We start from the raw sequence: 20922 nt of genomic DNA on the forward strand, positions 1-20922 counted from the left end.
CGGGCGGCCTGGATCCTCGGGTCAAGCCCGAGGATGACCCGGAATATGGGAGACGTTTGTCATCAACCTGAAGAACAAAGTCTTTATGCGCTCGCGCGGGCCTCTGCCAGAGCGGCGGCCATGGCCCGTAGCGTGACCCATGTGGATGCCGCGCCCGGATCGATATGGCCCTTTGAGCGCGCGCCGAGCTTGGCCGAACGGCCGCGGCGGGATTCAAGATCCGCCGTCGCCTTCATGCCGGCTTCCGCGCCGTCCCGCGCGGCGTCGATGACATCGAGCTCCGTTCCATTGGCGGCGGCCTGCTGCGCGCGCTCCACTGCCGGCACCCAGGCATCGATCATCGTCTTGTCGCCCGGCTCGGCGCGGCCCCGGTCGCGCACGCCCTGAAGCGCTGCGGCAAGCCAGGCCGAAAGCGCCTCGGCATCGAGGTTCAGCCGGTCGCTGACCGCCGCACCCGCGCGCAGGAAGGCTGTCGCGTAAAGGGGACCGGAGGAGGCGCCGACGGCGTCGAGGAAGGCTTTGGCCATGCGCTTGCAGCTTCCCTCGATGGTCTCGTCTTCCTCGGCATTGGCGAGCGCGCCCTGAACGGCCTTCCAGCCGATTTCCATGGTCACGCCGTGATCGCCGTCGCCGATGACGCCGTCGAGTTCCGACAGCCAGTCGCGCTCGGCGATGATCTCGTCGCCCGCCCGCTGCATCATAGCGCGGAAGATGGCGGGCGTGATGGCGCCCTCACGCTTCAGATTGGTCGCGGTTTTCGAGGTGACGGCCCTGTCGCCGGCTTGCGCCGTCTTTCTGGCCGAGCGGGCGCTGCTGGCGGCCGCGCCCTCGATGGCGCCGACGGTCAGGGCCGGCGTGCGGCAGGGATGGTCGAGAAGCCGCGTCAGCTCGTCGTCCAGCTTCATGAGAGTGATGGACGCGCCCGCCATTTCCAACGAGGTTGCATATTCGCCAACCCACGAATGATGGATCTCGATGCCCCTGTCGTCCAGGATATGCTTGAGCCGGTCGAATATGATGTAGAGCTCGACCAGCGAGGTCGAGCCGAGCCCGTTGACCAGCACGGCAACGCGATCCCCCTTGGCGGGGGCCATTTCGCCGAGGATGGTCTCCATCAGTTCGTCTGTCACCGTATCGGCCGGGGCCAGCTTTTCGCGGCGCACGCCCGGCTCGCCGTGAAGGCCCATGCCGATTTCCATCTCGTCGTCGCCGATCTCGAAATTCGGCTTGCCGGTCTGGGGCAGGGAGCAGGCGCCGAGCGCCACGCCCATGGAGAGCGTTGCGTCATTGGCCTTTTGGGCCAGCGCCTCGACCCGGGCGAGCGGTTCGCCGAGATCGGCCGCCGCGCCCGCGATCTTGAAGACGAAGAAGTCGCCGGCAATGCCGCGCCGTTCCGCGCGCCGATCCTTCGGGGAGGAGGCGACATCGTCCGCCACCTGCACCTGGCGCACCTGCGTGCCGGAGGCTTCAAGCTCCTCCGCGGCCATTGTGAAGTTCATCACGTCGCCGGTATAGTTGCCATAAAGGAAAACCACGCCCGCGCCGCCATCGGCCGCGCGGGCCGCATCGAGGATCTGTTCGGGCGAGGGGGAGGCGAAGATGTTGCCGACCGCGGCCGCATCGGCAAGGCCGCGCCCGACATAGCCGGCAAAGGCGGGCTCGTGTCCTGAGCCGCCGCCGACGACGATGCCCACCTTGCCGTCGCGCGGACCATCCACGGCGACAATGGCACGGCCCGTGCCGCCTTCGCGCATCAGCATGTCGGGATGCGCCGCGACCATGCCCGAGATCAGCTGCGGGATGATATCTTCGGGCGCGTTGATGAGTTTCTTGGTCTTGGTCATTTGAATTCCACTTTGTCAGTTCATGCGCCGTCGCGGCGAAGATAGCGGCGGGAGATCGCGTCAAACGAGATCGCGATTACCACGATGGCGCCGGACACGACACCCTGCCAATAGGGCGAGACGCCGAAGAGCACGATGATGTTCTCGATGATGGCGATGATGCAGGCGCCGAAGATCGCGCCGAGCGGCGAGCCGACGCCGCCCGTGGTCGCCACCCCGCCGATCACCGCCGCGGCGATCGGGGCAAGCACCCAGGTCTGCCCGATCGAGGGCTGGGCGGTTCCAAGCCGCGCCACCATAAGGAGTCCGGCAAGCGCGGACAGCATGCCGGCGAAGGTGAAGACCAGAATCCGGATTCGGTCCACGCGAATGCCGAGCATGCGGGCTGCCGCCGCATTGTTGCCGATCGCGTACATGTAGCGGCCCATCGACGTCTTCATCGTCAGAAACAGCGCGATGACCAGCACAACCAGCATGATGAGGAAGGGGACGGGAAGACCGAAGACATCGCCCCGGCCGAGGAACTGGATGCCCTGCGGAATGCCGGTGATGGCGACGCCCTTGGTCAGGACCAGAATCGCGCCGCCGTAAATGCCGGCCGTACCGATCGTCAGCACCAGCGAATGCAGGCCGAGCGTCGTGACCAGGAAGCCGTTCAGGAAGCCGAGCGCCATCCCCAGCGCCAGCGCCAGAACCAGGGCCATGCCCCAGGGGAGGCCGGCCTGTACCATCAGCATGCCCGAGACCACGCCGCACAGGCCGCCGATGGTGCCAAGCGAAAGGTCCAGCTCGCCCAGGATCATCAGCGACGACTGGGCGATGGTTACCAGCCCGACAAAGGCCAGACCGCGCGCGATCACCGACATGTTGTAGCCCGACAGGAAGTAGGGCGATATCAAAGCCGAAACGGCGAAGATGACGACGAGCGCCACGAAGACGCCGGCGAGCGGATTGCGGACCAGGATTGCAAGCGCCGACGGCGCGCGGGATTGAGTGGTCTTGTCAGTTGACATGGGAAGCCTCTGCCTCGTTCGGGGTCTGTGCCTCAGACCCGGCGCCGGTCGCGAAGATCGCGCCAACCAGTGTTTCGGTATCGGTGGCGGCGGCATCGAAATCGCCGGTGATGCGGCCGCCATGCATGGTGATGATCCGGCTTGCGCAGCGCCTGAGTTCCGTCATCTCCGAGGAGATCAGGATGATGCCGACGCCGTCTTCGGCGAGCTCCTTCATGATCCGGTAGATCTCCGCCTTGGTGCGGATGTCGATGCCCTTTGTCGGCTCGTCGAAGATCAGGACGCGCGGCGTCGTCGCCATCGCCCGGCCGATGATCGCCTTCTGCTGGTTGCCGCCGGAAAGGTTGGAAATCCGCTGGCTTGGGCTTGAGGCCTGGATGTCGTAATCGTCGATCACCCGGCGCACGAGCTTGCTTTCCTTGCCGAAATCAATGCCGGCCGCGCCGGACGTCAGCGACAACGCGGAGATGCCGATATTCTCGCGCAGCGACAGCAGCGGGAAAATGCCGTGATGCTTGCGCTCCTCCGACAGGTAAAGCATGCCGGCATTGACCGAGGCCGCCGTGTCATTCAACCGCCACTTGCGGCCTTCGACCTCAACCTTTCCGGATAAGGCCTTGCGAAAGCCGAAGATGGTCTGCATCAGTTCCGAGCGGCCCGCGCCCACCAGCCCGGCAAAGCCGAGAATCTCGCCGCGTTTCAGGCTGAAGCTGATGTCGTCGAACATGTGACCCGACAGGTGTTCGACGGTCATGATCGTGTCGCTGACGGGGCAGTTTGGCCGGAAGTGCTCGTCAATCGCCACCTCGCGGCCGGACATGGCGCGGATCAACGCGGTCTCGTCGATATCGGCGATCCGTCCCGCATCCACGTTCCGGCCATTGCGCAGAACGGTGTAGTCGTCGCCGATCTCGAAGACCTCTTCCATCTTGTGCGAGATGAAGACGATCGCGTGGTCGCTGTCGAGAAATCCGCGGATCACCTTGAAAATCCGCGCCACTTCGCGGGCCGTCAGAGCCGAGGTCGGCTCGTCCAGGATCAGGACCTTCATGTCCTTGTTGGTCGAGGCGCGGGCGATCTGCAGAAGCTGCTGGTCGGGCACCGATATGTGGCGCACGAGATCGGACGGTCTTGCGTCGATGCCGAACCGGTCGAGATAGGTCTGCGCCTCGGCCTCCATCCGCCGCCGGTTCACGAACGGGCCGTGGCCGGTGCGATCGAAGGGCATAAACAGGTTTTCCGCCACGCTGACATCAGCGAACAGCGACAGTTCCTGCGGCACATAGGCAATATTGCGAAAGAGTTCCGGGTGATTGACGGGATCCTTGCCATCGATTTCGATCGTGCCGGTGGTCGCCCGGTCTGAGCCGGTCAGGATCTTCACCAGCGTGGATTTTCCTGCGCCGTTTTCGCCCGCCAGAATGTGGGTGCGGCCCAGTTCGATATCGAGATCGACGTCGTCAAGCGCGGTCACGCCGGGAAAAACCCTGCCAAGGCCGCGTGCCTTGAGGTAGGTCATGTGTCCTCCTGAGCATGTTTCCGATCAATCCATCGCGTGGCATTGAAAGGAACGCGGGCCGCATCTGCGGCCCGGAGAATGCGGCCGGCGCAAGACCGGCCGCGGCAAACGGCTCAGCCGTCCACATTGTCCTTGGTCAGGAACGCATTGCCGGTATCGAGATACTGCGGAACCGGCGCGCCGGTGGCCTGGGCCCAGAGCAGCATGACCGACCAGTAGCCCTGAAGCTCGGGCTGCGAGGCGGACGAGCTGTCGGCGACGCCCGAACGGATCATGTCCAGCATTTCCGGCAGGTTATCGAGGCCGACGAGCGTGACCTGGTCCTGCTTTCCGGCTTCGATGATCGCCTGGCCGATACCGATCGGACCGGCGGCGTCGGAGGCAACCCAGCCCTTCAGGTTCGGATGGGCCTGCATGATGGCGGCGGCCTGCTGCTGCGCCGTCTCGATGCTGTCATTGTCGATGCCTTCGGCAACAACCTCGATGCCTTCATGCTCGGCGAAGACCTCGCGGTGGCACTCGGCGCGGATCGAATGGTTTGGCGCCGTCGGCACGCCCATCATGATCGCGACTTCGCCTTCGCCGCCGAGCACCTCGACCAGCCGTCGTGAAGCGATCTTGGCCTGTTCGCAGAAATCCGAGCCGATATAGGGGATCGCCATGCCTTCCGGCGGGATCGAGTCGAAGATGACCAGCGGAATGTCCTGGCCCTGGGCCGCTTCGAGCGAGCCGCGATTGCCCGAGGGGTCGAGCAGATCGATTGCGATGCCGTCGGGTCGCGTCGAGATCGCGCTTTCGACGATCTGGACCTGCTGGACGACGTCCGCTGTCTGCGGTGCTGAGTAGACGATCTCGATATCCGCGCCGGTCTGCGCCTTCAGCGCTTCGGCGGCCATCTGGGCGCCGTCATTGACCTTGTCGAACCACGGATGGACGACCTTCGGCACGATAAGAAAGCGGTAGCTGTCCTTCGTGGCGGTTCCGGCTGCGTCCTGCGCAGCAGCGGCCAGCGGCATAGCAATAGCCAGTCCCGCCAGCAAAGCGGTGAGTTTCTTCATCGATTTTCCTCCCGATCGTGTTCGCCGCTCTTACGGGCGACCCTCCTGGCGGAGGGGTAAAACGCCCAACGGCCAATCACTGAATACATTTGTTAAAATAAAAATACAAGTGCATTCCGTGTGTAATGTGAATACTGCTCTGCCCGCCACATGCTGCGCAGCGGTGGGCGGCTCTATCGGGCCTTTTCTTTTGGCAAGGGAGGCATCGGGTGAAAAATCGGACGGTTCGCCCGTGAAACGAGCGCTCGGCTGCGGCCCCTGCGCTCGTTGCGCTCTTATGAATGGCTACGTCAGCGGTGTAGGGGCCGCAGTCTTTGTTGTTGGCCGAATAGCTCAGTTTGCCGCAGGCTTTTCGGCAAGCATCAGATCCAGTTACAAAAATCACCCAGCCGCGTCCGCCCGTGCCAGGACGCTGAGGCCAGGCGCGTTCACGAAGATAGCAGAGGAAAAGGCCTATCCTATTCAGGTCGGGCTACGGCCTGGATCGGCGGACGTCAGTCTGCGACGCGGCCGAAGGTCTCGAAGAAGGCCTTCGATCCGCCATCGGGGGCCTTGCCGACGCCCCAGCGCATGAGGGTCGACGCGTCCTCGGAAAAGCACCAGTACTGGCCGATGATCACGTCGCCGTCGAGCTGTTCCAGCACCTGGAATTCGCGGTCGCTGAGCTGTCGGATCCGCACTTCGTTATAGCGGGCATTGCCCGTAATCGGTGCGGGCTTGTCGTCGAGCGTCGCATCGAACTTGTTGATGTAAAGCTTGTCGGGATTGGTGTCGTTGACGCCCTCATAGGCGAGGAAATTCTCGGCAAAGCGCATGGTCAGCGTCAGGCGGAAGCCGGCGGGAAACAGGCCGTTGCTCCAGTAGCTGTGCGGATGCTCGGAACGATAGACGCCGCTCAGGCGCGCATTGTCCCACAGCTTCGGTTCGATGGCGGGAAGGCCCCGGCCCGTGGTGAGCGCGTCAATCAGCATGGTGGTCACTTTCATTCTGTTGTCGGAAGGGAAGAAGCGGATCAGGTTCCACGACGACCGGCATTGCGCAGCGTCGGATCAAGCTGGTCGCGCAGCCAGTCGCCGACGACGGATACCGACAGCGCCAGGAAAAAGATGATGGCGCCGGGGAACATGGTGAGCCACCACGAGGTCAGGAGCCGGTCGCGGCCGTCGCTCATGATCTGGCCGAGGCTGGTCATCGGCGGCTGCACGCCGAGGCCGAGAAAGCTCAGCGCCGTCTCCAGCAGCACCGTAAGCGGCAGGTTGATGGTGAACTGCACCAGGATGACATTGAAGATATTGGGCAGGATGTAGCGCAGATAGATCCGCGCTGAGGACGCGCCCAGCACGCGTTCGGCGGTGACATAGCCGCGTTCGCGCACGGAAAGCGTGGAGGCGCGCACCAGGCGCGCGTAATTTTCCCAGCCGCTGAAGCCGACCATGATCACAATCAGCAGCAGGCTGCTCTTGAACAGCGCCAGCACGAAGAGCGCGATGATGATGATCGGGACCGAGGCCTGGACATCGACCGCCATCATGATCAGCGTATCCGCCTTGCCGCGCCGCCCGCCCGCGATCAGACCCAGAAGTGATCCGAACACCGCGCCGATCAGCGTGCCGAAGATCGCGACCAGAAGCGTCACCTTCGCGCCCATGGCAAGGCGGGCCAGCAGGTCGCGGCCGCGCCCGTCGGTGCCAAGCACATGGTCCCACGTGCCGCCGAGAAAGACCGGCGGCTCGAACCGGTCGAGCAGTGAGGTCTGGCGGAAATCGTAGGGCGTCAGGAAGCCGCCGAACAGGGCGAACAGCACGAACAGGATGACGAAGCCGATGGCGATGCGCACCGCAAGCGGCATATCGCGGAAGGTCCTCATGACGCAGCCCTCCGGATTCGGGGATCGAGAAACGAATAGAGGATATCCACCGCGAGGTTGGCGAAGGTCATGGAGAAGGTGACGGCCAGCACCAGGAACTGCACCACGGCGATATCGCGGGTGGCGACCGAGCGCACCAGCAATTGCCCGACGCCCGGCCATGCGAAGACCTGCTCCGTCACCACCGCACCGGCAACGAGACTGCCGAGGCTGAGGCCGAGCATGGTGACGATCGGTATGGCGGCATTGGGCGCGGCATGCCGCCACAGCCGCCGCGACGCCGGCACGCCGCGCGCCTCGAGCGCCATCATGAAGGGCTGGTTGATCGTCTCCAGCAGCGAGGATCGGGTAAAGCGGGCGAAGGCGCCCATTGAGGCAAGCCCCAAGGTTGCCGCCGGCGGCAGCAACAGAAGCAGCGAAATCTGGCCGTTGGCCGCCGCGCCGAAGAACACGCCGAAGACCAGCGCGCCGGTCAGGATCACCACGAGGCCGAAGAAGAAGTTCGGCATCGCGAAGGCAAAGACGGAAAAGCCCATCACCAGCCGGTCGATGAAGCTGTTGCGATTGAGCGCGGCGATCGCGCCGATCGAAATGCCGAAGATCACCGCGATGGCAAGCGCGGTTCCGCCCAGCATCAGCGTTGCCGGAAGCCGTTCGAGAAACAGCGTCAGCGAGGATTTTCCGGTGTGGATCGAATAGCCGAAATCGCCCTGAAACAGGCCGAGAACGTAGTTGACATATTGCACCGGCAACGGCTTGTCGAGCCCCAGCTTGACGCGATAGGCCTCCACCACCTCGGGCGGCGCATCCGGCGGGGCGAGCGCCTGCGCCGGGTCGCCCGACAGGCGGATGAAGAAGAACACGATCGTCACCGCGATCAGCAGCGTCGCCAGCGAGCGCAGAATGCGGAACAGTATGACCCGGGTCATGAGGGATCGCCTCCCGTGGCAGTGACGCGTGCGGCGTGCGAAAGCGACGATGTCGCGCGTCCGGCGCGGTCTGGAACCGCGTCGAGCAGCGTTCGCGTGTAGTCATGGGCCGGCATTACCAGCACCGTCGAGGCCGGTCCCTGTTCCACCACTTCGCCGTGATACATCACCGTCACGGCGTCGCAGATCGAGGCGGCGACGCGCAGGTCGTGGGTCACGAACAGCATGGCGAAACCGAGTTTCTTTTGCAACGAGGCGAACAGCGCCAGGATTTGCGCCTGGATCGAAACGTCGAGGGCCGAGATCGCCTCGTCGGCCACAAGAATTTCCGGCTCCACCACCAGCGCGCGGGCAATGCAGAGCCGCTGGCGCTGGCCGCCGGAAAATTCATGCGGGAAACGGTCGAAGGCCTGTTCCGGCAGGCCGACCAGCGCAAGCATCGCGCGGGCGCGTTCGGCTGCCTGCTGCCGGGTCGCGCCGTGGATCAGCGCGCCCTCGGCAACGCTCCACCCGGCCTTCTGGCGCGGGTTGAGCGCGCTGAACGGGTCCTGTTGCACAAGCTGGATGCGTTTGCGCATGGCCCGCGTCATGCCGTTCGCGGCGATATCCGTGCCGTCGAGAATCACGGTTCCGCCGGAGAGCGGCTCGAGCTGGAGAATGCCGCGCACCAGCGAGGATTTGCCCGATCCGCTCTGGCCGACAAGGCCGTGGGTCTCGCCGCGCTTCAGGGTGAGCGATACCCCGCGCACGGCCTCTATGGCGCGGTTGCCGAAAACGCCGTCGCGCTGATGATAGGTGATGGCGATATCGCGCGCCTCCAGCACCACCGGCTCGTCCGGCCCCGAGGACTTGGCGCCCGGCCGCGGCAGGCTTTCCAGCAGGCGGATCGTGTAGGGATGGCTGGGCTTTTCGAAGATTTCATCGCGGGTGCCGGTCTCCACGACCTCGCCCTCGCGCATCACCATCACCCGGTCGGCGATGTCGGCGACGACCGAAAGGTCGTGGGTGATGAACAGCAGGCCGGCCCTGAATTCATGCTGCAGGTCGCGGATCAGCGCCAGGATTTCCGCCTGCGTCGTCACATCGAGCGCGGTTGTCGGCTCGTCGGCGATCAAGAGCGCCGGCTTCAGCGCCAGCGCCATGGCGATCGCGATCCGCTGGGCCTGTCCGCCGGAAAGCTGGTGGGGATAGGATTTGTGGATGCGCTCGGGATCGGCAAGCCGCACGGCCGTGATCATCTCCAGGGCGCGGGTTCGGCGCGCCCGCGCCGACCCCATGCCGTGGACCTGCAGCAGTTCCTCGATCTGCTTTCCGACCGTCATCACCGGATCGAGCGTGGCCGCCGGCTCCTGAAAGATCAGGCCGATCCGGTCGCCCCTGATGCGGCGCATCGCCGACCGGTCGCCGACGGGAAGCGGCGCGCCCTCGAACACGATCTCGCCTTCGGTCTTCTTCAGCCCGCGCGGCAGCATGTCGAGCAGGGCCTGCGCGGTGATCGACTTGCCCGAACCGCTCTCGCCGACGAGACAGACGCATTCGCCCGGCCGGATCGAAAGGTCGAGGCCACGGACCGCATGGTCGCGGTCCGCGCCTTCCGGCAGCGCTATCGTCAGGCCGCGGATTTCAAGCAGGTCGGTCTGACTGTCAGCCACCGGCGTTTCCTAGGGTTCGATCGTCAGGAAGTCGCTGGTGAAGATCGTCAGCTGCGAGCTGCCCGGATCCCACTCATATTTGTCGCTCATCGCAAAGGTCTGGACGTTGCGCCACAGATACATGCCGGGCGTGACGTCTTCCCAGTCCTTCACGAGATCGAGATAGGCGGCATTCTTGTCCTCGAAGGTCTGTGCCCGCTCGAACCGTTCGCCATCCTCCAGGAAAGCCTCGGTCGGGGTCCAGGTGCGGTGGGCGGCGGTGACACGGCTCGAAGACGGTCCCCAGTCCAGCCACAGAGGACGGTAGGGGTCGCCGGTGAACTCGGATGACATCGACATGTTGAGCATGTGGAACGGGCGCTGATAGGCGAGCGAGAAATTGTCGACGATGTTGAGCTCGACATTGATGCCCATGTCGCGCCACATCTCGACCATGTATTCGGCCGCCGCCTCGTAGTTCGGATAGAAGCCGCGCACGATGTTCCAGGTCAGCGTCTCGCCGTCATAATCGCTTTCTTCGAGGAGCTCGGCCGCGCGTTCGGGATCATAACCGTAGGTCGCCTTGCGGTCGGGATCGAAATAGGGGCCGTATTCCGGGAAGTTGAACGGCGTCGGCGTGAACGTCATGCCGTTCCAGAGTGCCTCGGTAATGGCGTCGCGGTCGATCGCCATCACCATTGCCTTGCGCAGGTTAGCGTCCACCAGCGGATTGTCGTCCATACCCTCGATGGTGAGCGTGTTGAAGGCGAACATCGGATAATTGCCGATCTGATCGACGACCAGATGAATGCCGTCGGTTGCTTCCACCGATTCCATCTGGTCGATCGGAACGCTCATGATCAGGTCGTAATCGCCCGAGACGAGGCCGGCATAGCGGGTCGAAAACTCGGGCACGATCTTCCAGGTCACGCTTTTGAGCGGCGGGGCGCCGTCCCAGTAATCGTCATAGGCGACGGCCACGGCATGGTCGGACGGGTCGAAATCCGTGATCATGTAAGGACCGGTTCCGATCGGCTTCTGTCCGAAGGCCTCGGTGCCGATGCTTTCATAATAGTCCTTCGGCAGAACGTAGCCGATCGGCGTCGTCAGGCGGTTGATGAAGGTCGGATCGGGAAACGCGGTCTCGAGGTCTACCGTATAGTCATCGACGACGGTGACGCCGACGAGACCGCGGGCATAATTCTTGCCGCGCGGCGCCAGCGGCTCGTCGCCCCACAGGCGCTCCTCGGACAGCGAGAAGGCGACGTCCTCGGCGGTCATCGGATCGCCGTTCTGGAAAGTCACCCCTTCGCGCAGGTGCAGCCGCCAGGTGGTGGGCGTCACCTGCTCCCAGCTCGTGGCGAGACCGGGGATGATGGTGTTGCCTTCAGGGTCCTCGAAATAGTTCCGCTTCACCAGCGTGTCGAAGACATTGCCGTAGACCCGGCCGCCGGTGGTCGAAAGGCCGATCACCGGGTCGAGCGTCGACCACAGATTGTCGACGGCGAAGGCGAAATCCGGTCGCGCGTCCTCCTGCGCGAAGGCTGGCGCCGTGGCAAGCGGCGATACGCCCGCGCCCAGGGCAAGCATGGCGGTCGTCAGTAGCGTTCTGCGTTTCAACATGATGTGCGATCCCTCTGAAATTCGTTTGTTCCGGCGCGCCGTTTGCCCGCCATTTTGCTAACGATGCTGTCGCGATGCTTCAGGCGGTCTGCCGCCCCCGGCGCATCGCCGCCGGTTCAAACCTGTAGTCGCGCTCGTTTGCGAGCGACGGGATGGATCGACGGGTCGCCTCGACCTTCGAAAGGTCGAGATCGGCGACCGCAAGCCCGATGCGCTTGCCCATGTCTTCCACGACCGTGCCCCACGGATCAACAATCATCGACTGTCCCCAGGTCTCGCGCCCGTCATCGTGGTGGCCGCACTGGGCCGCTGCCACGACATAGCAGCCGTTCTCAATGGCGCGGGCGCGCAGCAGCGTCGGCCAGTGCGCCTCGCCCGTCGACATTGCAAAGGCCGACGGGATGAAAAGGATCGTCGCGCCGGCATGGGCATAATCGCGGTAGAGATGCGGAAAGCGCACATCATAGCAGACCGACATGCCGAACGGTCCCCATGGTGTTTCGGCGAGCACGGCCTCTCCGCCCGGCGCATAGCGGTCGGATTCGCGGCGCGAAACCTCGCCCGGCAGGTCGACGTCAAAAAGATGGATCTTGTCGTAGCGCGAGACGATCGCGCCGCTGTCGTCGATCAGGTGGCTGGTGTTGGAGAAACGGCCGCCATCCGCGCCCGCAAGCGGCGTCGAGCCGGTGTGAATCCACAGCCCGTATTTAGCCGCGAGTTCACGGCAGGCGGCGACAAACGGATCGCGCGCCTCGTCGGTGACGGAAAGGCGGGCGGACGCCACATCCTTGTTGACCATGCCGGACGCCTCCGGAAGCGCCAGAAGTTCCGCGCCCGCCGCATGGGCCTCGGCTGCAAGTCCCGTGACAATCTCGATATTGCGCGCATGGGTGTTGGACGAGCACATCTGCGCCATCGCCAGCCGGAGTGTCGCGCGGTCGCCCGTTGTCGCTTTGGTCATCCTCGGTGCCTCCGGCCGGTTTGCCATGCCTTCGAAAACGGCAGAGCTGAAAAACGGATCAACGACAGGCTACGGTGAGAAATTCGACAAAAAAAGTACAAAATTTCCCCTTCTCGTCTATAAATCTAACATAACTTTGCCTGAATCGGGAGAAGTCCACATGGCACAGGACCGCTTGCCGCCGCTGAGGGCGCTGAAGACGCTGGAAGCCTTCCACCAGAGCGGATCGGTGACGGCGACGGCGCGGGTTCTGAACGTCTCGCATTCCGCCGTCAGCCATCAACTGAAGCAGATCGAGGACTGGGCCGGCATCCGCCTGATGCGCCGCGATGGGCGGCAAACGGCGCTGACGGAGGCGGGCGACAGCCTGGCGCAGGTCATCAACGAGAGCTTCGGCGCGATCCGCCACGAGATCGACCGGCTGACCATGCGCGAGAAGCTGCCGGTCTCGGTGGCCGCGCTGCGTTTCGTCATTCCCAACTGGCTGCTGCCCGAAATCGAAGCCTTCATGGCGGAGCACCCGGATGTTTCCGTCTATGTTCAGGAGCATATCTCCGACCAGCCGGTGAGCCCGGAACCCGACCTCATGATCGGCTTTTCGCTGGACGGACATATTCCCGAGGGCGCAGAGCCGATCATAGCCGGAGCGGCGGTTCCCGTCTGTGCGCCGTCATACCAGGCGCGCCACAACATCAGAACCGAAGCCGACATCGCCCGGGCCACGCTTTTGCATGACGAGGACATGCGGATGTGGCGCACTTGGCTTTCTGCCGCCGGCATGGAGGGGAAGGCCGACGGCGAGGGGCGTCGGCTGTTCTTCTCCGGCTCGGCGCTGATCTGCGATGCGGCGCTGAGCGGGCTCGGCGTCGCGCTCTGCCGGGAAGCGCTGATCGAGCCCTATCTCGCGCGCGGAGACTTGGTGCGCCTGTCCGATATCCGGATCGACCATGCTTCCGTCTATTATCTGGCGCTGTCCCAGCACGGCATGGATCGTCGCGCCGCCAGAGCGCTTGCCGACTGGCTGCTGGAACGCTCAAGCTTTGGCCGGGACGGTGCTCAGGCCGATCGCGTCCGCCGCAGCGTTTCGGAGGGGCTTTCGCCGTAGGTTGCGCGGTAGGCCGAGGCGGCGCGGCCGAGATGGCCGAAGCCGGAGGCCAGCACGGCGTCGGCGACGGAAAGCCCGGGACCGGGTTTGAGAAGCAGTTCGCGCAATTTCTGCAGCCGGGCCTTCTGCACGGCGTCGGAAAGGGTGTGGCCGCGGGCCTTGCGATAGGCATCCTGCAGGGTGCGCAGCGGCAGGCCGGCGGCGGCGGCGATATCCGCCATCGCGATCGTACCGGCGGCGCGCGACTGGATGAACTCGTCGGCCTTCTGCACCGATAGCGGACCCGCCGCGGCGGCGGGGGCGTGCAGCATTTCGGAGCGGTTGTTCTCCAGCCCGGTGAGGAGCAGCGACAGCAGCCCGTCGCGCAGCATGACGCGGTAGGAATCCGGCAGCGCCGCCCCGCCTTCCGCGGCCTCAAACAGCAGCCGGGCGTGGGACATGACGCTGGCGCCCACCGGGGTCGTCAGATCGACCGTTGGCTCGAATTCGAGCGGCGTCGCCGCACGATGGGTTAGCGTCTCGAAGAAGTCCTCGACCACGCGGCGGCGCATCAGCACGATCAGCTTTTCGCAATTCTCGCGCCAGACCATGCGCGAGGCGAGCGTCGGCGACAGCAGCGAGGCGCGCCGGCCGGCTTCGGCCTCGGTCACGCGCGTGCCGCAACGCACATGGGCGGCGCCGGCGACTGGAAGCTGCAGCAGAAAGAAATCGGAAAGTTCTCCCGGATCGATTTCAACCTCGGCCCCGTAGGCGACGAAATTGACCGAGTAGCCCGGCTGCTCGACGGCGTTGTGGACGGCGTGGAAACCGCCGGCGCGCCTGTCATGCACGGTCAGGAAATGGGGACAGAAGATGCGGCCGATCGCGTCGCGCGCCTCGTCGACGCTCTTCGTATCGACGAGACCATGATGCTTCAAAGGTGTGGCATGCGCAGCGATCATCGGGGGCTTCCCAATCGAAAACAAGGCACGTCTGCCGAAAACGGACAAGGCGTTGCGCAATCCGGATTGCGGTTCGTCAAGTTCGGCGGATGATTAATTTAAACATAAAATGAATGGGAAATCCATTCGCAATCGCGGGAACGAAAATATGGGAAGCGGACTCTTCCGGGCCGGCATGCGACGTCTTGCCGGCGGCGTGACCATCATCACATCGCTGGATGCCGAAGGGCGGCGCTGCGGGATCACCGCGACGGCGGTCTGCTCGCTGTCGACCGATCCGCCTTCGCTGGTGGCCTGCGTCAATCGCGAGACCTCGATCGCGGCGGTGGTCGAACAGCGCGGCGTCTTCGCCGTCAACGTGCTGGCGACCGCCCAGCAAGCGGTTGCCGAAACCTTTGCCGGGCGCACCGGCCATCAACGCGAGGACCGGTTTTCGGTCGGCGACTGGGGTGTTGCGGAAACCGGCGCGCCGGTGCTGGCCGATGCCGCCGTCAGCTTCGATTGCCGGCTCGCCGAAACCGTTACCTTCGGCACCCACATGATCCTGATCGGCAGGGTTGCCGCGACGCGCTGCGCCGAAGGCGAGGCCCCGCCGCTGCTTTATGGCGACGGCGCTTTTCTGACGACCTGCCTGGCGGCATCGCCGGCCTGATTTTTCGAAATCTCTTGCAACAATAAAGGGGAAGCCATCATGAAAGGTCTGAACGGAAAGACGGCCATCATTTCCGGCGGCGCAACGCTGATCGGCCAGGGCATCGCAACGGTGCTCGCGGGCTACGGCATCAACGTCGTGATCGCGGATATCAACGCCGAGGCCGGCGAAAAGGCGGCGGCGGCCACCGGCGCGCGCTTCATCGCCACCGATATCACCAAGGACGGGGACATCGCCGCCTTGGTGGCAAAGACTGTCGAGGAAACCGGTCGGCTCGACTATCTCGTCAACGTCGCCTGTACCTATCTGGACGAGGGTGCGGAAACCAGCCGCGCCGACTGGCTCGCAGCCCTCGACGTCAACATTGTCGGCTCGGTGATGCTGATGCAGGCCGCGCGCGAGCATCTCGCGAAAAACAAGGGCGCGATCGTCAATTTCGGTTCGATTTCCGCACGCGTCGCTCAGACCGGTCGCTGGGTCTATCCGGTCTCCAAGGCCGCGATCCTGCAACTGACGCGCAACCAGGCGATGGATCTTGCGCCCGAGGGCATTCGCGTCAACGCGGTCTCGCCCGGCTGGACATGGTCGAACATCATGCAGGAGTTGACGCACGACACCCGCGCCAAGGCCGATAGCGTCGCCAAGCCCTTCCATCTGCTCGGGCGCACCGGCAGCCCGGATGAGGTCGGCGAGGCGGTCGCCTTCCTGCTTTCCGACAGCGCGAGCTTCATCACCGGCACGGATATCCGCGTCGACGGCGGCTACACAGCGATGGGGCCGGAACAGGCCGAACCGGCGATCCCGCTGCTGATGGACTAGAGCGCGTTTCGATCTGATTGGATCAGATCGAAACGCGCTCTCAGCCTTTCTTCACGCGTTTCCGGACGGAAAACCGGTATCCACTTTTCCTGGAAACGCTTTGACACCGCAACAACAAACAATCCACGAAAAGGGGAATGACATGACGAAACATTTCACCATTGTCGGCGGCGGCCAGTCAGGCCTCCAGCTCGGCATCGGCCTTCTGAAGGCCGGCCACGCGGTGCGCATCGTCCAGAACCGCACCGGCGAGGAAATTGAAAAGGGCAAGGTCCTTTCCAGCCAGTGCATGTTTGATGCCGCACTCCAGAACGAGCGCGATCTCGGCATCAATTTCTGGGAGGCCGAATGTCCGACGGTCGATTCCATCAACTTCACCGTCCCCGCGCCGGATGCGCCGGGCGTCAAGGCGATCGACTGGAACGGCAAGCTCGACAGCTACGCCCAGAGCGTCGACCAGCGGGTCAAGATCCCGCGCTGGATGAAGGAATTCACCCGCCTCGGCGGCGACATGGTCATCCATGACGCAAGCCTCGACGATCTCGAGACCTATGCGAAGGAAAGCGATCTGGTGATCGTCGCCGCCGGCAAGGGCGACATCGCCAAGATGTTCGAACGCGACGCCGAACGCTCGCCCTATGACCGGCCGCAGCGCGCGCTGGCGCTGACCTATGTCACCGGCATGGCCCCGCGCCCGGATCACTCGGCGGTGAGCTTCAATCTCATCCCCACGGTCGGCGAATACTTCACCTTCCCGGCGCTGACCACGACCGGCCCGTGCGACATCATGGTGTTCGAGGGCATTCCCGGCGGACCGATGGATTGCTGGAAGGGCGTGGTGTCGCCGGAGGATCATCTGGCGAAGTCGAAATGGATTCTCGACACCTTCCTGCCATGGGAAGCCGAGCGCAACACGGATATCGCGCTCACCGACGACAACGGCATTCTCGCCGGCGCGTTTCCGCCCACGGTGCGCAAGCCGGTCGGGCGTCTGCCGTCAGGCGCGATCGTTCTCGGTATGGCCGATGCGGTCTGCCTCAACGACCCGATCACCGGGCAGGGATCGAACAACGCCTCCAAGGCGGCGAAATGCTATCTCGACGCCATCCTCGCCCATGGCGACAAGGCCTTCGACGAGGCCTTCATGGTCGCCACCTTCGAGGCTTATTGGGCCTACGCGCAGTTCGTGGTCGGCTGGACCAACGCGCTGCTCGCCCCGCCGCCGCCGCATGTGCTCAACATCATGGGCTCGGCCCAGGCCTATCCGGAGCTGGCGAAGCGCATCGCCAACGGCTTCAACGATCCGCGCGATTTCTTCCCGTGGTTCGCGGTTCCCGAAGAGGCGGATGCCTATCTGACACGGCTTGCCGCTTAAGGGCAGGGTCTCCACCTCCGTCATGCCGGCCTTGTGCCGGCATCCAGGGCGGCATGACCTTCCCTTCTGTTCCCCACAGAGGAAGCGTTCTCCGCCCTGGGCCCCGGACGACAGCGCGGCCGTGTTCCGCATCCGCCACGGTGGACTTGATGCCACGCATTGTATCAATATGATCGTCTGTCGCGGCAGGGGGCCGCATGTCCTGGAGGGGACGGTTTTGGACTTCGAGAACACGGTGAGCTATCGGGCGAGCGACCCGCTCGAAGCCGAATACTACATGACCCGGTCGTTCTGCGATCATCGCCTCGAGGTCTATGCCGGCCGCGAGGTCGGCTTCCGCCACCATGCCGTGAAGACGGCCTGCGGGGCCTTCAACCGCCTCGAATACGGCGCCGAGATCGAGGTCAGTGCCCCCGGCTTCGAAGAATTTTACATGCTGGAAATGCCGCTGAGCGGCGGGGTGCGGATCGATTTCGGCAAGGAGGAGATCAGCTCCGCCCCCGGTCAGGCGCTGCTCCTGTCGCCCGGGCCGCGGTTCCGGTCGCGCTGGCAGGCCGCCACCCGCCAGTGGATGCTTCAAATCGACCGCTGCCGACTGGAACAGCGGATCGCGCGGCTCACCCATCGCGCTAAGGCTGAGGCACCGGTGTTCGACCCGCTGATCGATCTGCAAACCGTCCACGGAAGGCGTCTCCTGGAGGCGTTTCAGGTGCTGGCGGCCGATCTTTCCGAGGGCGGCGACGAGGACGATCCGCATCGCGAGGCGATCACCGATCGCATCATCGACCTGATTTTAGGCAATATTCCCTATCTGAACGGCCAGTCCGTCGTGCCTGATCGCCTCAGCGCCACGCCGCGCCATGTGAAACGGGTGATGGACCTGTTTCACGCCCGCTTCGGCGAACGGCTGTCGATGTCTGCTGTCGCCTGGGAGATCGGCGTTTCAGAACGGGCCCTCTATGAAGGCTTCCAGCGCCATTACCAGAAGACGCCCTATGAAATGTTGACCCGAATTCGCATGGAGGAAGCCCGGCGGTTGATCGTCGAGGACGGGCTGTCGGCCGGCGAGGCCGCCCGGCGCGTCGGCATGCGCCATCTCGGCCGCTTCTCCTCCGCCTATCGCGCCCTGTTCGACGCGCTGCCGTCCGAGGACAGCAAGAGCCCGCACTGAAGCCGCTGCCTTATCCACATCCTGCATAAATCGCTCTCCGGTGCGCTTGAAACCCCGCGCGCGGGATGACAATCGCATGACATTGCCGCATCTTCCCCTGCAATGACCCGGAGGCGGCAGATCGGAAAATGCGCAGGAAGGCAGATTGGTGATGAGTGCCGGAACAGAGATTGAGGAAACCAGGGTGCGCGGTCGCGCCCTGCCGGAAAGGCCGCTTTTGAGCTGCTACTTCCCGCTCGGGGACGCGCAGGTTTCCCCCGATTTTCTGGACATCTATGCCGGCGAGGGCGTTGATGTGATCGAGATCGGCATGGCCTCGCCCGATCCATTCCTCGACGGCCCGGATGTGCGCCAGTCGATGCAGCGCGCCGATCGCGGCCGCTGGCGGACGGACCTCGATGCCGTGCTGGAGCGGTTGGCGAAATTTCGGGATCCGCCGCGCGCCCTTTTGATGACCTATGCCGATCCGGCCCATCCGGGTCTTGTCGACAGCGATCTGTGGCGCGGGCTCGACAGCCTCCTGGTGGTCGCGGACCATGGCGATCCGCTTGCGGCAAGGCTGGAGCGGTCCGCCGCCGAGAACGGCGTGGCGCTCTCGCCGTTTCTGTCACTGCCTCTTAATGAAAAGGCCATCGAGCGCGCGCGTGAGGCCGGCTTCTACATCATGCTGCAGGCCCATGCGGGCGCGACCGGACCGCGCGAAACGCTCGATCCCGGCAATGCGGATCGCATCAAGCAATTGCGCGCGGGGGGCGCGACGCGGCCAATCCTTCTCGGCTTTGGCATTTCGGGCGGCCGGCAGGCGCGACAGGCGATGGAACTTGGCGCGGATGGCGTGATCGTCGGGTCGCAGGTGCTGCGCGCGGGGCTTGCCGGCGGCGATGCGCTGCGAATGCTGCTGCGTGACCTGAGGAGCGGGCTCGATGCGTGACGATTCCTATGTGATCGGCTTCGATATCGGCTCTACCGCCGTCAAGGCCGGGCTGTTCACGCTCGGCGGCGCGGTTGTCGATCACTGGAGCCGGAACTATCCGACGGAACGGCCCGGCCCAGGCATTGTCGAGCAGGACCCGCAGCACTGGCTCGATGGCGTGCGTGATGCGATTGACGGGCTTCTCGTCGGTCGCGATCCCGACCGCGTGGTGGCCGTCGGGCTTTGCAGCCAGGTCAATACCGATGTGTTCGTGGATGCGGCCGGCGAACCGCTGGCGCCCGCCATCGTCTGGCAGGACGTGCGCGCCGCGCGCGAGGCCGAGGCGCTGGACCGGACAATTTCGGCTGAGGACAAGAAGGCCTGGTGGGGCGCGGAAATGCCGATCGGCGCGAGCCATGCGCTCGCCAAGATGATGTGGTTTCAAAAGCATCATTCCGACCTTTGGGAAAAGACCCGCTACGTGCTGTCGCCCAAGGACTACTGCCTGCTGCGGCTGACGGGGAGGGCGGTTGCCGATCCGATCGCGTCCTTTGGCCATGTCGGTCTCGACCTTACCTATATCGATCCGCTGATCGCCCGCGTCGAGGGCGCTGCCGAACGGCTGCCGCCGCTCGGTTTCTTCACCGACATCGCCGGCGAAATGCAGCTTGGCAGCCATGCCCGCCGCGTGCCCGTGATCGTCGGCACCATGGATGCCTGGGGCAATCTGTTCGGCTGCGGCGTGTTCCGCGCAGGCCAGGGCATGTATGTCAGCGGCACCAGCGAAATTCTGGCGCTGGCCGGGTCTAAGCGCATCGGCGCGCCGGGCGTCGTGACCTTCGCAACGGTCGATGATCTGGTCGTCAATGCCGGCCCGACCCAGAGCGGCGCGGATTCGCTCAGATGGTGGAGCCGTACTGTCGGCATGGAACCCGGAGACGTCGCCGAACTGGCCGCAAAAGCCGATCGTGACTGCCGGCCGATCCTGTTCCTGCCGCATCTGGAAGGCGAGCGCGCTCCATTGTGGAACGCCGATATCCGTGGCTCCTTCATCGGCCTCGACAGCCGCACGAGCGGACCGGAATTCGCGCTGGCGGTGCTGGAAGGCGTGGCGCTTTCGGCCCGGCAGCTTTTCAATTCATTGACGGAGGCTGCGGGTTATCGCCCCGACTGGCTGCTTTACGGCGGCGGCGGGGCGCGGTCGGATCTGTGGAGCCAGATCCGCGCCGATTGTCTCGGCGTGGCCCTCCACCGGTTTTCCTATAATGATGTCGGCTGCCTTGGCGCGGGCATCATGGCCGCCGTCGGCGTTGGCGCGTTCCCGACCATTGCCGAGGCGGTGCCAGCGATGACCTCGGTTCAGACCGTCTTCGAGCCAGACCCGAAGCGCGCGCGCCGTTATGATCGCATGTTCGAGGCCTACACCAAGGCCATAGACGCACTCAAACCCATCGGAATCATCGATACGGGCGACCCGCTCCGCTAACGGGTCACACATGCA

18 protein-coding genes are annotated in these 20922 nt (G+C 64.4%); 7 read left to right on the forward strand and 11 right to left on the reverse strand.

The features are described from left to right. Positions 1-83: 83 nt before the first annotated feature. From dhaL to V6767_RS18290, 10 genes are all read right to left on the reverse strand, one after another. On the reverse strand, positions 84-1844 hold the full coding sequence (gene dhaL / locus V6767_RS18245) for a dihydroxyacetone kinase subunit DhaL (RefSeq protein WP_448474758.1): 1761 nt from the start codon (positions 1842-1844) through the stop codon (positions 84-86). A gap of 20 nt (positions 1845-1864) precedes the next feature. Then, positions 1865-2857: an ABC transporter permease gene (locus tag V6767_RS18250; RefSeq protein WP_448474759.1), complete on the reverse strand. Its 993-nt coding sequence runs from the start codon at positions 2855-2857 to the stop codon at positions 1865-1867. Beyond that, positions 2847-4376 carry a sugar ABC transporter ATP-binding protein gene (locus V6767_RS18255; RefSeq protein WP_448474760.1) on the reverse strand — a complete coding sequence of 510 codons (1530 nt, stop codon included), beginning with the start codon at positions 4374-4376 and terminating at the stop codon, positions 2847-2849. Before V6767_RS18255 ends, V6767_RS18250 begins: the two co-directional genes overlap by 11 nt. Before the next feature lie 113 nt (positions 4377-4489). Further along, positions 4490-5434, reverse strand: coding sequence for a substrate-binding domain-containing protein (locus tag V6767_RS18260; protein WP_448474761.1), 945 nt, complete (start codon positions 5432-5434; stop codon positions 4490-4492). Between the two features lie 494 nt (positions 5435-5928). Then, positions 5929-6420, reverse strand: coding sequence for a hypothetical protein (locus tag V6767_RS18265; protein ID WP_448474762.1), 492 nt, complete (start codon positions 6418-6420; stop codon positions 5929-5931). A gap of 26 nt (positions 6421-6446) precedes the next feature. Beyond that, entirely contained in the window at positions 6447-7301 is an 855-nt protein-coding gene (locus V6767_RS18270; protein WP_448474763.1) for an ABC transporter permease, read from the reverse strand. After that, on the reverse strand, positions 7298-8230 hold the full coding sequence (locus V6767_RS18275) for an ABC transporter permease (protein WP_448474764.1): 933 nt from the start codon (positions 8228-8230) through the stop codon (positions 7298-7300). The genes V6767_RS18270 and V6767_RS18275 overlap by 4 nt, the downstream gene beginning before the upstream one ends. After that, positions 8227-9882 carry a dipeptide ABC transporter ATP-binding protein gene (locus V6767_RS18280; protein WP_448474765.1) on the reverse strand — a complete coding sequence of 552 codons (1656 nt, stop codon included), beginning with the start codon at positions 9880-9882 and terminating at the stop codon, positions 8227-8229. The genes V6767_RS18275 and V6767_RS18280 overlap by 4 nt, the downstream gene beginning before the upstream one ends. A 9-nt stretch (positions 9883-9891) precedes the next feature. Continuing rightward, a complete protein-coding gene (locus V6767_RS18285) occupies positions 9892-11484 on the reverse strand; it encodes an ABC transporter substrate-binding protein (RefSeq protein WP_448474766.1) in 1593 nt (530 codons plus the stop codon). Positions 11485-11563: 79 nt separating this feature from the next. Continuing rightward, complete coding sequence (locus tag V6767_RS18290) at positions 11564-12445, reverse strand: carbon-nitrogen hydrolase family protein (RefSeq protein WP_448474767.1); 882 nt, start codon at positions 12443-12445, stop codon at positions 11564-11566. A gap of 160 nt (positions 12446-12605) precedes the next feature. On the opposite strand from V6767_RS18290, the gene V6767_RS18295 reads away from it, so the two are divergent. Beyond that, a complete protein-coding gene (locus V6767_RS18295) occupies positions 12606-13550 on the forward strand; it encodes a LysR substrate-binding domain-containing protein (protein ID WP_448474768.1) in 945 nt (314 codons plus the stop codon). On the opposite strand, the gene V6767_RS18300 is transcribed toward V6767_RS18295, so the two are convergent. Continuing rightward, complete coding sequence (locus tag V6767_RS18300; protein ID WP_448474769.1) at positions 13502-14491, reverse strand: AraC family transcriptional regulator; 990 nt, start codon at positions 14489-14491, stop codon at positions 13502-13504. The two genes, V6767_RS18295 and V6767_RS18300, sit on opposite strands and share 49 nt — an antisense overlap. Positions 14492-14639: 148 nt before the next feature. Between V6767_RS18300 and V6767_RS18305 the strand changes: the two genes are divergently transcribed. From V6767_RS18305 to V6767_RS18330, 6 genes are all read left to right on the forward strand, one after another. Then, entirely contained in the window at positions 14640-15143 is a 504-nt protein-coding gene (locus V6767_RS18305) for a flavin reductase family protein (protein ID WP_448474770.1), read from the forward strand. A gap of 39 nt (positions 15144-15182) precedes the next feature. Further along, complete coding sequence (locus V6767_RS18310; RefSeq protein WP_448474771.1) at positions 15183-15962, forward strand: SDR family oxidoreductase; 780 nt, start codon at positions 15183-15185, stop codon at positions 15960-15962. Positions 15963-16104: 142 nt separating this feature from the next. Beyond that, the gene (locus V6767_RS18315) at positions 16105-17337 is read left to right on the forward strand and encodes a styrene monooxygenase/indole monooxygenase family protein (RefSeq protein ID WP_448470398.1); all 1233 of its coding nucleotides are present in this window, start codon (positions 16105-16107) and stop codon (positions 17335-17337) included. 217 nt (positions 17338-17554) lie between these two features. Then, a complete protein-coding gene (locus V6767_RS18320; protein WP_448474772.1) occupies positions 17555-18508 on the forward strand; it encodes an AraC family transcriptional regulator in 954 nt (317 codons plus the stop codon). A gap of 151 nt (positions 18509-18659) precedes the next feature. Continuing rightward, complete coding sequence (locus tag V6767_RS18325) at positions 18660-19439, forward strand: tryptophan synthase subunit alpha (RefSeq protein WP_448474773.1); 780 nt, start codon at positions 18660-18662, stop codon at positions 19437-19439. Continuing rightward, complete coding sequence (locus V6767_RS18330) at positions 19432-20907, forward strand: xylulokinase (protein ID WP_448474774.1); 1476 nt, start codon at positions 19432-19434, stop codon at positions 20905-20907. The genes V6767_RS18325 and V6767_RS18330 overlap by 8 nt, the downstream gene beginning before the upstream one ends. Positions 20908-20922 lie beyond the last annotated feature (15 nt).

The sequence above is a fragment of the Martelella sp. FLE1502 genome (genome assembly GCF_053484255.1).